This window comes from Desemzia sp. AGC72, from assembly GCF_057334175.1.
The window spans coordinates 318,616-332,897 of record NZ_JBHFIG010000021.1; the positions used below are offsets into that span (position 1 = coordinate 318,616).

Below are 14,282 nucleotides of genomic sequence, written 5' to 3' on the forward strand. Positions count from 1 at the left end.
ACCAATACATGTCAAAAGATTATGCCGTCAAAGTATTTGATGTTGAAGAAAAAGATACAGCTTATGCGATGGGGTCAGGTGATCTAACCGTGTTAGCCACTCCAGCTTTAGTAGCAATGATCGAAAATACAGCTAAAGATAGTATATTGGATTTGCTGGATGAGCATCAAACGACTGTCGGTATTGAAATGCAGTTGAATCATGTGGCTGCTACGGCAGTAGGACATCAAGTAGTCTGTAAAACAACATTGGTCAAACAAGAAAAACCGGTTTTGTTTTTTGAATTTGATGCTACAGTTCAAGACCAAGTAATCGCTGCTGGAACTCATAAACGAGCGATTGTTGTGACGGATAAATTTTTAGGCAAATTGAGATAGGCAGCAAAAAACAGTCATCAAGTGAACCTTTTAGTTTTAGGTGCTGACATGAGCTGTCCTTTTTGCTATTTGTTGGGAGAAGAAACTTCTACGAATCAGAAATTGTGGTATGATGTGAGAGATGAAATCGATAAAAGAATTAGGTGACAATAATGAATGGAAAAACCACATATGCTGTTGTTGATATAGAGACAACAGGTGGGAATGTTCAAAGTGGAGACCGAATCATTCAATTTGGATGTGTGCTGATCGAAAATGATCAAATCGTGCATCAATTTGCGACTGATGTGAATCCTTTAAGAAATATTCCTAAAGAAATAGAGCATCTGACCGGAATATCTAATAAAACAGTAGCTACAGCGCCTTATTTTGAAGATGTAGCGGCAACTATCTATAATTTGCTGGATGGGTGTGTCTTTGTGGCGCACAATATTCAATTCGACTACTCTTTTCTATCTGAAGAGCTGGTGCGTTGCGGATTGCCTTCTTTGACCTTGACGGGAATAGATACTGTTGAATTAGCCCAAATTTTATTTCCTACAGAACCCAGCTTTACATTGAATGACTTAATGAATGCGCAAGGTATTATACATACCAATCCTCATCAAGCTGACAGCGATGCTTATGCAACAGCAGAACTGTTCTTATTGATGAAGCAAAAACTTCAGAGCTTGCCTTTGGTAACGGTAGAAAAAATCACGTCTATTGCTACTCATTGTACAATGGACACACAACTCTTCTTTCAAACGAATTTAGCAGAAATGAAAGACGATATTGCAGAATTATCAGATGATTTGATAATCAAAAAAGGGCTGGCCTTACGTAAAAAAAAGGTGTCTTTTGAACTGAAAAATCATCGTGAAAGATTTGACTATCCTTATTCGTACGATGAAAAAGCTGTATTCTTCAAGCCTCATTTCGATCTTCGGGATACTCAGATTCAAATGATGGACGTGATACAAGAAACACTTACGGCAGAAAAACCGGAACATATCGCAATAGAAGCTCCAACTGGGATCGGAAAAACATTTGGTTATTTATTTCCAGCTGTTTTTAGTGCATCCAGTGAGAGACCCATCATTATCAGTACGTATACGACGTTGCTGCAGCAACAGCTTTTTTATAAAGATCTTGTACAATTACAAAAAATCATTCCGTTTCCTATTCAAGCAGCTATGCTGAAAGGCAAAAGCCATTATATTCATTTGTCCAAATTTGACGGTTTATTAAAGAAACCTGTTACCCAAAAGCTTGAAGCTATTTATCAAATGAAAGTACTGGTATGGCTGACTCAAACAGAGACTGGTGATTTAGATGAATTAAACTTGACGAGTTACGATCAACCGTTTTGGAATAAGATTCGTCATCGCGGCTGGTTGGGTAATGAAACAGATGATGATTGGTATGAAGAAGACTTCTATCTCCATGCACAAAATCTAGTTAAGCATGCCGGGATTATTGTGACGAATCATGCGTATTTGTGTCACGATCTTCAAAAAGAAGACAAGACACTGACTGATTTTACTTGTTTGATAGTTGATGAAGCGCACCACTTAAGTGAAGTCGCTCAAAGTTCTACCAGCCATATTTTCCGATATTATTATTTGCAAAAAATGAGCAAACGACTGGGAAAGAAAGATGACAAAGGCAGTTTGATCGGGCAATTGACGAACTTGCTTGATAAGCCGACCCAATCGATTAATCAGCAAGTAGAAAATATCGAATTGAGTGTATATTTTTTGATGGATGCATTGTCTCAACTAGTCGATGAGCTGCTGCAATTCTGTGTAGAAACAGAGCAGGTTGATGAATATAGAAAAGACCGCTATGACATTCCTTACGACAGAGAAAAAGACGGGGTTTTATTTAAAAAAACGACGAAAAAAGTCGTTCAATTGATGAACGAAGTTTGTTTCCAAGGATTCGAAGTCGTTCATGTGCTACTGAAAGAGAGAGAGCGGTTCACTCAAGCTGAATTACATTTAATTACTGATTTTTACGATTGTTTAACTGACTTGGAAAGTCAAAAAGATATTTTTATAACCGTATTCCAAAACCCGAATGAGCAAGAAGTCACTTGGTTTTCTTATACTGAAAAGAGTCCGAAAAACAGCTTCGCTGCGCAACAATCTTATGTGACCAACGATCAGTTTTTAAAAGAACAATTGATCACTAAAGTTCCAACGATCATCTACACCGGAGCTACTTTAGAGGTCGACGGCAGTTTTGACTATTTTCAAAAACAGATTGGGGAAACGTCATTAAAAACATTAAAACTGGAGTCTCCTTATGATTACGAAAGTCAAGTCAGGTTCTGGGTGCCGAAAGAAGTTACACCGATAAAATCGATGAATAAAAACCGGTATGCTCAAATGATCGTCCGTTATTTAAGCAGTATTTGCAGAAATTCTCAAGAAAACATGATGGTGCTGTTTACTTCTTATGAACCGTTGTATGAAGTATATGCCGAATTACAAAAAAAACCGGAATTTTTCGGAAGAGAAATTTTGGCTCAAGGACTTTCTGGAAGCCGAGAACGTATCTTAAAACGATTTTTCAGATCTCAAGGAGGGATCTTGCTGGGAGCGGATAGTTTCTGGGAAGGTGTGGATTTGCCCGGGAAATCACTTAGCGTCATCGTTGTTACCAGACTGCCGTTTGAATCACCTGAGCGTCCTTTCGTTAAAGCTAAGCATTATTGGATGAAAAAGAATCATATGAATCCTTTTTATGTAGATACGTTGCCTAAAGCGACATTAAGATTGAAACAAGGCTTAGGTCGTTTGGTTCGCTCTGAAACAGACAAAGGCGTGTTTATCGTGTTGGATGAACGGTTGATCCATTCCAACTTTGGAAAACAAATGCAAAAATCTTTACCAAATAATGTAAAAATCGAAGAAATTGCTGTGAGCAAGATGGAAGAAGAATTAACAAAATTCTTAACAGATGAGATATAGAAAATGACTTTTATATCTGCTATACTGAGTTAATTAAAGCAAGATTTATTTTAATAAGAGACAGACGGGATTGTCAAAAATGAAAAAAAAAGTTTTTATCGTTTCGATTATTTTAATGATTGTAGTAATTGTTTTTTCTATTTCAGTGTATCGAACAGCCAATGCGCCTCTAAGAAGAGCCGAAAAGGAAGCTTTCGCAGTTGCTAAAGATGCAGCTGGTTTAACTGAGGTGACAGACTTTTATTGGTATAATGGAACTCAAACTTATTTTACCGTTACCGGATTGAATGAAGAAAATGAAGAAATCGTGGCTATTGTTGCTCAAGATGGCGGTGCAACGACTGTATTGGACAAAAAAGATCTGGTCACTGAAAAACAAGCGGTTCAATTAGCTAAAAAAGAAACTAATGCAAAAGAAATCCTCGAAGCCAGAATCGGAATCGAAGAGGGCATAGCCGTTTGGGAGATAGCTTATAAACAAGAAAATGGACGATTGGGCTATTATGTCTTGTCATTAGAGACCGGTGAATGGATCAAGGGAATCGAGAATATTTAAAAGTCCTTTTTCAAAAGAGATTCCTGTAGTACAATGAAGTAAGTGAAAGAAAGAGATAAAAGAAAATTTTATAGGCAAAAGGGGATTACTAAGTTGAATCGTATTAGAATTATTGACTCTAAAAATCACGTTGGCGAAGAAGTGCAAATTGGTGCATGGATCGCTAACAAACGTTCAAGCGGAAAAATCGCATTCTTAGAATTAAGAGATGGATCAGCTTTCTTCCAAGGCGTTATTGTGAAAAGTGATGTAGAAGAAGAAGTTTTCCAATTAGCGAAAAGTATTAATCAAGAATCATCTGTTATGATTACAGGAATCATTCAAGAAGACAGCCGTTCAAAATTCGGTTATGAAATTCTTGTAAAAGATATTCAATTAATCGGTGAAAGTCATGATTATCCGATCACTCCTAAAGAACACGGAGTTGAATTCTTAATGGACCACCGTCATTTATGGTTACGTTCTTCTAAACAACATGCCGTAATGATAGTGCGTAACGAAATTATCCGTGCTACTTACGAGTTTTATAATAAAGAAGGATTCATTAAAATCGATCCGCCAATTTTAACGGGAACGGCTGCTGAGGATACAACGGAACTATTCCATACAGATTACTTTGGTCAAGATGCTTACTTATCTCAAACAGGGCAATTATATTTAGAAGCTGCTGCGATGGCATTTGGAAAAGTTTTCTCATTTGGTCCAACATTTAGAGCAGAAAAATCAAAAACACGTAGACATTTAATCGAATTTTGGATGATTGAACCAGAAATGGCCTTTACTTCTCACGAAGAAAGTTTAGTTGTGCAAGAAAAATATGTAGCTTATATTGTACAACAAGTCATCGACAATTGTGAACAAGCTCTGCATACATTAGGACGTGACGTGGAAACGCTGAGAAAATATACAACATTGCCTTACCCACGTATCAGCTATGATGATGCAGTTAAGTTGCTTCAAGAAAATGGGTTTGAAGACGTTGAGTGGGGCGTTGATTTTGGTTCACCAGAAGAAACGTTTATTGCCAGCCAATATGAAACGCCTGTTTTCATTGTCAACTATCCAAAAGCCATTAAAGCTTTCTACATGAAACAACACCCAGAAAGAGAAGATGTTGTTTTATGTGCAGATATGATTGCTCCTGAAGGATATGGAGAAATCATTGGTGGGAGTGAACGTGAAGAAGACTTGGATTTATTACGCCTACGCATCAAAGAATTCAATTTAACAGAATCTGACTACCACTGGTATTTAGATGTTCGTAAATACGGAAGTGTTCCTCATTCTGGATTTGGATTAGGTCTTGAAAGAACTGTAGCATGGATCTCAGGCACTGAACATGTACGTGAAACGATTCCGTTCCCACGCTTGTTGAACCGTATTTACCCATAAGAAATTTTTGAAAAGAACGAACCCGAACGGGAGCTGGGACATCTATCCTGGCTCCTTTTTCCATTACTGTTGAAAAAGTAAACTTGAAATATTTGTATAGGTATAGAAGATTAAGAAGGGAATGGTATGAATGAATCTTTCGCCGCTGCAAAAATGGCTCAAATTTGGTGATACAACCATTTCTAATTTGTTATTAGCGCATTATCGTCAGTTGGGTTTGAATAACGAACAGCTGATATTGATCATTCAATTGAAATCATTATTGGATAGTGGAAGTGATTTTCCAGATATTGAAATTATTGCCGGACGAATGCAATTACCAACTGCGAAAGTGTTCAATGAGATGCATGATTTGATCCAGAAAAAATATTTAAGCATCCAAACAAGTACGGATAAAGATGGAAAAACAAAAGATACTTATCAGTTAGACTTGTTATGGGAGCGACTTGCCACTTTATTAGATCAAGAAGACCGTTCTTTAAAAATAAAGGCAGAGCAATTATCTGAAAAAGACTTATTTAATCGATTTGAATCTGAATTCGGCCGACCGTTGTCTCCGATGGAAATGCAAACGATCGGGATGTGGCTGGACGATGATAAGTATGCTATTGAGTTGATCGAGATGGCTTTGAGAGAAGCTGTATTGAGCCAAGTGTATAATCTAAAATATGTAGACCGAATATTGTTGAATTGGGAAAAGAAAAACATCAAGACTAAAGCACAGGTAGTGCAAGAGTCAAAAAGAAGACGTCAGCAGCAGTCAGTTGCACCAGCTAATCCAATTCAGAATGAAACAAACTCTAAACCAAAAGTTCCCTTATACAATTGGTTGGAAAATCAAGATTAGACTGGAGGATTGGTTTCTTGTTATCTAAAAAGAAAACTGTTCAAGTCATTGAAGCAATGGGAGCGATATTCCCTGAAGCACAATGCGAATTGATTCATCAAAACGCTTTTGAATTATTGATCGCAGTCATGTTAAGTGCTCAAACAACAGATGTATCTGTCAATCGAATCACGCCTCAGTTATTTGCTTCATATCCTACTCCTGAGGCTTTTGAAGACGCGACGGTAGAAGAAATCCAAGAGCATATCAAATCAATAGGCTTGTACCGGAATAAAGCGAAATATATAAAAGGGTGCTGTCATAAGTTGGTAACGGAATTCAATGGACAAGTTCCCGAAACGTTAAAAGAACTTCAGTCTTTACCTGGAGTCGGAAGAAAATCGGCTAATGTCGTTCTCAGTGTAGCTTTTGGAGTTCCGGCAATAGCCGTAGATACTCATGTAGAACGTGTAACCAAACGATTAGGGATCGTCCCTCAAAAAGCCAGTGTGAGAGAAGTAGAAGAAGTATTGATGAAGAAATTACCTCCTGAATTATGGGGGAAAGCTCATCATCGTTTGATTTTTTTCGGCAGATATCAATGTTCTGCCAGAAAACATGATCATGAACTATGTCTGGCTTTATTAGCAAGTCATATGGTCGAAAAATAAAAGAGCACAAAAAAAGAATGGGAATTTTCCATCCCATTCTTTTTTTGTGCTCTTATTCTTCTTCATCTTCTTCAGTATCTGAAGAAGAACTGCTGCTTGATTGTTCTTCTGATTTTGATGATTCAGAAGAGCTCGAGCTGCTTTCTTGTGACTGACTTGAGGAACTTTGCGAACTTTCTGATTCAGAAGAACTTGATTCTTCTGATGAGCTTTCACTTTCTTCGCTCTCAGATTCTTCTTCACTACTTTCTTCTTCCTCCCCTGAAGGAGGAACAGTTACGCTGGTAGAAGCTCCTGGACTTGTTTTACCACGTGCTTTAACTGTCAGCGTAATGTTCATTGTTCCTTCAGACGGATCTTGGACAACATAACCTAGGTCGCTTGTCGTAGCAGTTTGATCACCAATTTTTAATTGGTAAGTTACATCGCCGTCTCCTTCAAGGGTGTAGGCGTTCCAATTAATAATCACTTCATTCGATTGTGCGTCATATGAGGCTGCCAATCCAGTTGGAGCAGTCAAATCTTTATCAAAAGTGTTTGAAACTTTTTTCGGTTCGGTGCCTCGAACAAACAGTTCTGTTACTTTTTCAGAGCTTGGGGTGCTAGGACCTGGTAAAGCAGCTGGATTTGACCCTTTTTCTACAGCTACTTCTACTACAGAATTAGGTTTAGACCAGTCTCTATTTTCAACAGATTCAGCAAGATAAGCCATCACTTCGCGGTAAACCAATCTAGGAATCTCACGAGTACCATCATCAAAAGATAACCAATGACCTTCTTGAGTACGATTAACGTAACCAGTCCAAACAGCTACGGAGTAATTCGTCGTATAACCAACGAAAGTAGAATCAGGAACAGCTCCATCTGGAATATTGTTTTGTGCTATTTCATCAGCAGTATAATTGGATGTTCCGGTTTTACCAGCTTGGATCAGTCCAGGGATATTAACTGTTTGAGATGTAAACTCTACATTGACAACGTCTTTTAACATGTCTGTGACCATATAAGCTGTATAATCGCTCATAGCTTTATTAGTAGAAGGTGTCAAATCGATTTCTTCTCCATCAGCTGTAACGATTTTAGAAACAGTGTATGGTTCAGTGTACTCTCCACCATTAGCAAATGCAGCGTAAGATCCTGCAAGTTCGATTGGAGTTAATTCACCACTGATCGAATCAGATTCGTTGATTCCTTCACCGTTAGCTTTTCCGCGATAGTTTCCAAGACCGATATTTTCCATGAATTGTTGCGCATTTTGTTTGCCAACATCTTTAAAAATTTTATACGTTGGAACATTACGAGAATCCACTAAAGCTCTGCGCATACTGATTTGACCTTCATACTCTCTATCCCAGTTGTTGATTTTTTGACCAGTACTGTAATTTGTCGGTTCATCGACTACTTGATGATAAGTTGAGTATTTTAGATACTCTATTGCTGGACCATACGTAGTCAATGGTTTGATAGTAGAACCAATCTGTTTAGGATCACTGGCATGATTAAACAGCAATTGACCTTCTGCCTTACGAGAACCGCCGATAGCTTTCAACTGTCCAGTGTTAGGATCCACAACCGTTACAGCTGTCTGCATTTCATCGTTAGGGAATATAGAATATTCATCTGAATTTAAAACCTCATAGACTTGTTTTTGCGCATCCATATCAATGTTTGTGTAAATTTTAAGTCCAGCTGTATGAGGATCTAAACCGGTTTTTTCTTTAACTTCGTCTATTACGGTTTTTAAGTAACTATCAATCACCATAGAATCAGCTGAATTATCACTATTTTCCACTAAACCTTCGGTAATAGGGACCTCACGAGCAGATTTCATTTCTTCTTCAGAAATTTTTTCATTTTCGAACATCATGTAAAGAACTGTATCGCGTCTTTTTTTGGCTCTTTCTGGGTCATTGTGAGGATTATACGCATTTGGCGCTTGTGACATACCAGCTAGTAAAGCTGCTTCATGCAATTCAAGCTCAGAAATAGGTTTGCCAAAATAATATTCACTGGCTGTTCCCATTCCATATTGATTATCTGACATATACACTTTATTGATATATAAAGTTAAAATTTGTTCTTTAGAAAATTCTTGTTCCAATTTTAGTGCTAACCAAGCTTCTTGAGCTTTCCTTTTGATTGTTTGGTCTTCTTTCTTAGTAGAAAAAACCGATAGTTTGATCAATTGCTGTGTGATCGTACTACCACCTTCAGCACCGAAGCCATCGGTTACATTGGCTAATACAGCCCCTGCAATACGGATAGGATCGACACCTAAATGTTTATAAAAACGTTGGTCTTCTATAGAGAGTACCGCATCTACTAAAACCTGGGGAATCTCTTCGGCTTCAACGTAATCTCTTTCTTCTCCACCCAAACTATAAAATTCTTTTCCGTCTTGATCGTACAGTACAGTGGATTGACCATCCATAAGATCATCCATTGAAATTTTAGGAGCACTAGAAGCGTAATAAGCGAACAAACCTACACCACTCAATACAGCTAAAATGATAAGAGCTGCTAAGCCAAGCAATATCTTTTTGAACAACGATCTATTGGATTTCTTTTTCTTTGGAACCTTCTTTCGAGTACCATTTTTTTTCTTTTGATTCTTTTTCTGAGAAACACGAGACATTTCATTATTTTCTGGCATATCTTAATTCTCCTTAACTAATTTCCATATAAACTATGTGCTTTGACATTTAAATAGAATTTCCTATAAATTTATTACAGACTAAAGTTTTCTATGATTTGGTCTACCACATCTAAGTAAGGAATACGTGGCGAAAAACTATAATACATCTCATGGGCTTTTTTTTCAAGTTCAGATAGCGGAATAGACTTTCTTCCGTGAGCTTGTTTGTCCCAGTAATCCAGCAAGTGACGAGCTTCTAATAAAAATAAACGATTTAATGAAGAAAACTTCAAAATGACAAAACAAATACCTTCGTGCTGCAGACATTGACGCATATGTGTGATTTGGTGCTGATGAAAATTCTTTAAAGGAAAAGATTGTTTGTTTTTAGTTTCTTTAGCTTCAAAGTCCAAATAAAATCCTTTATAGACACCATTGTAGTCAGTAGTAGAAGCTTGCTTAAAATAAGCTTCTTTAATAACTGCCGCACTTCGTTTAGGGTAATCGACATTAACAATTTGAATGGGCGTAGGTTTTTTATGGATCACAGCCCGTTCTTGTATTAAATACGTTATATTGCTATCATTGATATCATCCTCTAAAGACATCCCACGATTGCTGAAAATAGTTTTTTTACGCTGTCTATTTTGTGGTGCTTTAGTAACAGCAGGTTTTGTATATTGCTTACCATTGGGGTAATTAACTACCATTTTCATCACTTCCTAATCAGCATTATACCAAATATAATACTTGAAAGAAAAGGAGATTCAGTGACTTTATGACAAACTTATACATCAGCGGCTATCGAACATATGAATTAGGAGTATTTTCAGCAAAAGACCCTAAAATCAATGTGATCAAAAAGGCCTTAAAAGATGAAATTCGTCAATTTATCGAAAGTGGAGTAGACTGGATTTTGACAAGCGGTCAATTAGGGGTAGAACAATGGGCTGTCGAAGTAGTCCATGAATTAAAAGGAGACTATCCTGAAGTCAAACAAGCCATTGTTTTTCCTTTTCTAGAATTCGGTTCAAATTGGAAAGAAGAAGGCAAAATAAAACTGATGGAACTCCAACAAATGGCTGATTATACAGAATCAACTTCTCATCAACCGTATAAAGATCCTTCCCAGTTGAAGAATCACCAACAATTTATGTTAGAGCATACAGATGCTGCTCTATTGGTTTATGATACAGAGCATGAAGGAAAGACCTTATTTGTCTACAAGGCCATTCAAAAAAAACAAGAAAAAACACCATATGAGTGCCGTTTAATTGATTTCGATCAGTTGCAAAATACAATTGAATTTGGAATGGAATAAATCGATAAAAATGAAAAAAATCGAGAAAATATTAAAAGTTCAGTTTGCTGTTTTTTTTTGGCGTTATCTTTGTTATAATAGGAATGTATAAGAGATTTTTTATTTAAGATATAAAAGTTGATACGAATGAGGTGTAATTATGGCAGATAGAACTTTAACGACTAAAGACATCCTTCAAAAAGAATTTAAAACAGGGATGCGCGGATACAATCCAGCAGAAGTAGACGAGTATTTGGATGAAGTCATTCGTGATTATGAATCCTACAATAAAGAAATCAGTCAGTTGAAAGCTGAAAATGAACGTCTACATAGCAAGGTAGATGAATTAACAAAACAAGTATCATTGCAAAAACCAGGTCAATCTGGTCAATCAGCTAATACTGTTACTAATTTCGACATTTTAAAACGCCTTTCTAATTTGGAAAGACATGTGTTCGGCTCTAAATTAGATGCAGATCACCCAAATGATTTTGAATAATCTTTAAATTATGTGTTATATTAATATTTGTAAATTTCGGGCAATCGCGGTCTAGCTTGACTAGGCTGAGGAAAGTCCATGCTCGCACAAACTGAGATGTTTGTAGTGTTCGTGCTTAGCGAAATCATAAGCTAAGGCCTCCAGTATATTCTGGAGTGACGGCAGAAAAAAGGGCTAAGGCGGCAACGCTATGCCTGAGTATTCTTGAAAGTGCCACAGTGACGAAGCAATATTGGAAACAATATTGGTGGAACGGGTAAACCCCTCGAGCGAGCAACCCAAACTTTGGTAGGGGCACTCTTTCTATGGAAATGAACAGATGAGAGAGGCAATTCTTTGCAGACAGATGATTGCCTCCGGATAATTTGATCCTGAAAATTATCCGAGACAGAACATGGCTTACAGAAATTTACAAATCAGGGAAACCCTCCTTTTTTAAGGAGGGTTTTGTACATATTTTTTGCTTTTTTATAAATAGGCATTAGTATAGTAGAAAAAAGAATGGAGTATTCTATGATAAATTCAAAGAAATTTAAATTAGTTGCTACTGCAGCCAGCGGTATTGAAGCTTTAGTAGGAAAAGAATTACGTCAACTTGGTTATGAGTGCGAAGTTGAAAATGGCAAAGTTTATTTTGAAGGCGGCTTAGAAGATATTGCGCGAACGAATCTTTGGTTGCGTACGGCAGATCGTATCAAAATCGTGGTAGCAGAGTTTGAGGCTTTCACATTTGATGAATTATTCGAAAAAACAAAAGCTGTAGCCTGGGAAGATCTTATCCCAATGGACGGAGAATTCCCTGTAGCCGGAAAATCAATCAAATCTAAATTGTATAGTGTATCAGACTGCCAAGCAATCGTAAAAAAAGCAATCGTAAATCGTTTGAGCGATGTGTATCATCGAACTACTCGTTTACCTGAAAGTGGAGCATTATTTCCTTTGGAAGTAGCTTTATTAAAAGATAAAGTGACAATTACTTTGGATACAACAGGTTCAAGTTTATTCAAACGTGGGTACCGTACAGAAAAAGGTGGAGCACCATTAAAAGAAAATATGGCTGCTGCTTTAGTGATGTTGACGACTTGGAGAAAAGACAAGCCATTTCTAGATCCTATGTGCGGTTCTGGTACGATCGCAATCGAAGCTGCGTTGATTGGTCATAATATGGCTCCTGGTTTCAACCGTTCTTTCGTATGTGAAGAATGGGATTGGTTTGACAAAGAAGTTTGGGACAACGCACGTGAGCAAGCTGAAAAAGAAGCAGACTATGATGTGAAATTGGACATCCAAGCTACCGATATTGATGGAAAGCTGATTGAAATCGCTAAACGTAATGCAGCAGAAGCAGGAGTGTTGGATAGTATTACATTCAAACAAATGCAAGTGGCAGACTTTACGACAGAGAAAGAATATGGAGTCATGGTTGCCAACCCTCCATACGGACAACGTTTAGGAGAAGAAGAAGAAGTACGCCAATTATATCGTGAAATGGGCAGAGTTTTCCGTCCACTGGATACTTGGAGCAAATACATTTTAACAAGTGATTTAACTTTTGAAAAAGAGTACGGAGAAAGAGCTACTAAAAAACGCAAGTTGTATAACGGAGCTTTACGTACAGATTTATTCCAATATTGGGGCAAACGCCCACCTCGTATGAAAAGAGAAGACTAATCGTTAAAAATAAAAATCCGTGGGTTTTTCTGACCTGCGGATTTTTTTGCACAATCAAGCACCTTTTTAATCAAATTTTTGAAGAACCCCTATTTGTCGGTAGTTGTTCGTTTAGTTTCTTTATACAACTAGATATAAAAAGGTGTTCAAGAGTTCTCAGATGGATTGTTTCTATATACAACTAGGGTTCTGAAAGTTCATCTCAAAAGTTTATGAAATTCTAAAGAATTTGCATAAACGATAATTACAGGTAAATTTACATGTACCATTCATCAAGACAATGGTACAATAAGAAAATGATTCATCATCTTTTAAGAGTCGAAAAGGTTTATTTTCCTCAAAGCCTGGCGAGCTAAATTATCGGCTCCTTTATTTTGAGCATCCGGTATCCAATGAATCAAATAGACATCAAAACAGTTTAATAGTTGAATCAATTCTTTTAAATAAGGCTTGAAGCTCTCGTTCCTAACATATTTTTTTTCAACTGCCGACACCACTATTTTACTATCAGAGAATATTTGTAATAATTGGTTTTCCATGTTATGTTCAATGACATAAGACAATCCTTTGATCAAGGCAATAAACTCAGCTTCATGATTGCTGTAAATACCTTGAAGGGGTATTGCTACTTGTTCGTGCTGGTTTTCGCCAACGATAACGAATCCTATGCCGCTAGGACCTGGATTTCCTTTTGTAGCTGCATCAATATAAATTTTCAACATGGCATGTAAACTCCTTTTAATGAATAATTTAATTTCTTTTTTAAAAATGATGACATAGATAGAAATCTTTATGTATTGTTTTACATAGGATGAATGTGAGGGAATTGTGTGAAACGCAATAAAATGTTTAAAGTGATCCTTTCGTTTGAACCTGCTTATCAGATTATTTACTGGTCTGTGTGTTGGTTAACTTTTTTTATAGCTATTATAGCAGTATTGGAATACACTAGTTTTAATTGGGTCAGTGTATTATTTGGATTTTTTACAGCTGGAATGATCTGGTTTGCCAGAACTCTTCAATTAACTATCGAGAATCAGCAGTTTGTTTTTACTTGTTTCAGAAAGAAAAAAATCATACCTGCGGATTTGATCACTAAAATCATTTTTTCAAGTACAAGAGGCTTGATTTTATTCAATCATAAAGAGGTCGAACAATATCGCTTTTATTTAAATCAAAGAAATAAGCAGCACTTTTTATCCTATGTAAAAGCTCATTATCCTGAAATAGATCTGGACGAGCAGCAAGAAATTTTTTCAGAATATTGATCTCTGATATAATAATAGACAGGTTGAAAAGTAGAAATAAGTAAAAAAGAGTGGGAATTAGACCCACTCTTTTTTGTTTGCAAAAAATCGTTTTATCGCGTTTATTATAAACTATGTCTGCTGTCTTCCA

General features: G+C 36.8%; 13 protein-coding genes and 1 other RNA gene. 11 read left to right on the forward strand and 3 right to left on the reverse strand.

Annotated features, from left to right (window positions below):
• The first annotated feature begins 8 nt into the window (after nucleotides 1-8).
• The 6 genes from ACE025_RS10580 (at nucleotide 9) to nth (ending at nucleotide 6,779) form a co-directional block, all read left to right on the forward strand.
• Nucleotides 9-377: a thioesterase family protein gene (locus tag ACE025_RS10580; RefSeq protein WP_485939641.1), complete on the forward strand. Its 369-nt coding sequence runs from the start codon at nucleotides 9-11 to the stop codon at nucleotides 375-377.
• Between the two features lie 152 nt (nucleotides 378-529).
• Nucleotides 530-3,334 (forward strand): ATP-dependent DNA helicase DinG, encoded by a 2,805-nt coding sequence (dinG, locus tag ACE025_RS10585; protein ID WP_485939642.1) that lies wholly within the window; start codon nucleotides 530-532, stop codon nucleotides 3,332-3,334.
• A 79-nt stretch (nucleotides 3,335-3,413) separates the two neighbouring features.
• Nucleotides 3,414-3,890 carry a cell wall elongation regulator TseB-like domain-containing protein gene (locus ACE025_RS10590; RefSeq protein ID WP_485939643.1) on the forward strand — a complete coding sequence of 159 codons (477 nt, stop codon included), beginning with the start codon at nucleotides 3,414-3,416 and terminating at the stop codon, nucleotides 3,888-3,890.
• A 93-nt stretch (nucleotides 3,891-3,983) separates the two neighbouring features.
• The gene (asnS, locus tag ACE025_RS10595) at nucleotides 3,984-5,282 is read left to right on the forward strand and encodes an asparagine--tRNA ligase (RefSeq protein WP_485939644.1); all 1,299 of its coding nucleotides are present in this window, start codon (nucleotides 3,984-3,986) and stop codon (nucleotides 5,280-5,282) included.
• Nucleotides 5,283-5,412: 130 nt separating this feature from the next.
• Entirely contained in the window at nucleotides 5,413-6,129 is a 717-nt protein-coding gene (locus ACE025_RS10600) for a DnaD domain-containing protein (RefSeq protein WP_485939645.1), read from the forward strand.
• Between the two features lie 17 nt (nucleotides 6,130-6,146).
• Nucleotides 6,147-6,779, forward strand: coding sequence for an endonuclease III (gene nth / locus ACE025_RS10605; protein ID WP_485939646.1), 633 nt, complete (start codon nucleotides 6,147-6,149; stop codon nucleotides 6,777-6,779).
• 52 nt (nucleotides 6,780-6,831) lie between these two features.
• Here the strand turns inward: nth and ACE025_RS10610 are convergent, their stop codons facing one another.
• Both ACE025_RS10610 and recU read right to left on the reverse strand, forming a co-directional pair.
• On the reverse strand, nucleotides 6,832-9,432 hold the full coding sequence (locus ACE025_RS10610) for a PBP1A family penicillin-binding protein (protein WP_485939647.1): 2,601 nt from the start codon (nucleotides 9,430-9,432) through the stop codon (nucleotides 6,832-6,834).
• A 74-nt stretch (nucleotides 9,433-9,506) separates the two neighbouring features.
• Nucleotides 9,507-10,124, reverse strand: a complete 618-nt coding sequence (recU, locus tag ACE025_RS10615; protein ID WP_485939648.1) for a Holliday junction resolvase RecU — start codon at nucleotides 10,122-10,124, stop codon at nucleotides 9,507-9,509.
• A gap of 68 nt (nucleotides 10,125-10,192) precedes the next feature.
• Between recU and ACE025_RS10620 the strand changes: the two genes are divergently transcribed.
• The 4 genes from ACE025_RS10620 (at nucleotide 10,193) to ACE025_RS10635 (ending at nucleotide 12,884) form a co-directional block, all read left to right on the forward strand.
• On the forward strand, nucleotides 10,193-10,735 hold the full coding sequence (locus ACE025_RS10620; protein ID WP_485939649.1) for an SLOG family protein: 543 nt from the start codon (nucleotides 10,193-10,195) through the stop codon (nucleotides 10,733-10,735).
• A 139-nt stretch (nucleotides 10,736-10,874) separates the two neighbouring features.
• On the forward strand, nucleotides 10,875-11,213 hold the full coding sequence (gene gpsB / locus ACE025_RS10625) for a cell division regulator GpsB (RefSeq protein WP_485939650.1): 339 nt from the start codon (nucleotides 10,875-10,877) through the stop codon (nucleotides 11,211-11,213).
• Between the two features lie 32 nt (nucleotides 11,214-11,245).
• Nucleotides 11,246-11,620: RNase P RNA component class B (gene rnpB, locus ACE025_RS10630), an RNA gene on the forward strand.
• A 106-nt stretch (nucleotides 11,621-11,726) separates the two neighbouring features.
• Nucleotides 11,727-12,884, forward strand: coding sequence for a THUMP domain-containing class I SAM-dependent RNA methyltransferase (locus ACE025_RS10635; RefSeq protein WP_485939651.1), 1,158 nt, complete (start codon nucleotides 11,727-11,729; stop codon nucleotides 12,882-12,884).
• A gap of 311 nt (nucleotides 12,885-13,195) precedes the next feature.
• Here the strand turns inward: ACE025_RS10635 and ACE025_RS10640 are convergent, their stop codons facing one another.
• A complete protein-coding gene (locus tag ACE025_RS10640; protein ID WP_485939652.1) occupies nucleotides 13,196-13,606 on the reverse strand; it encodes a ribonuclease HI family protein in 411 nt (136 codons plus the stop codon).
• 108 nt (nucleotides 13,607-13,714) lie between these two features.
• On the opposite strand from ACE025_RS10640, the gene ACE025_RS10645 reads away from it, so the two are divergent.
• Nucleotides 13,715-14,152: an EbsA family protein gene (locus tag ACE025_RS10645; RefSeq protein ID WP_485939653.1), complete on the forward strand. Its 438-nt coding sequence runs from the start codon at nucleotides 13,715-13,717 to the stop codon at nucleotides 14,150-14,152.
• Nucleotides 14,153-14,282 lie beyond the last annotated feature (130 nt).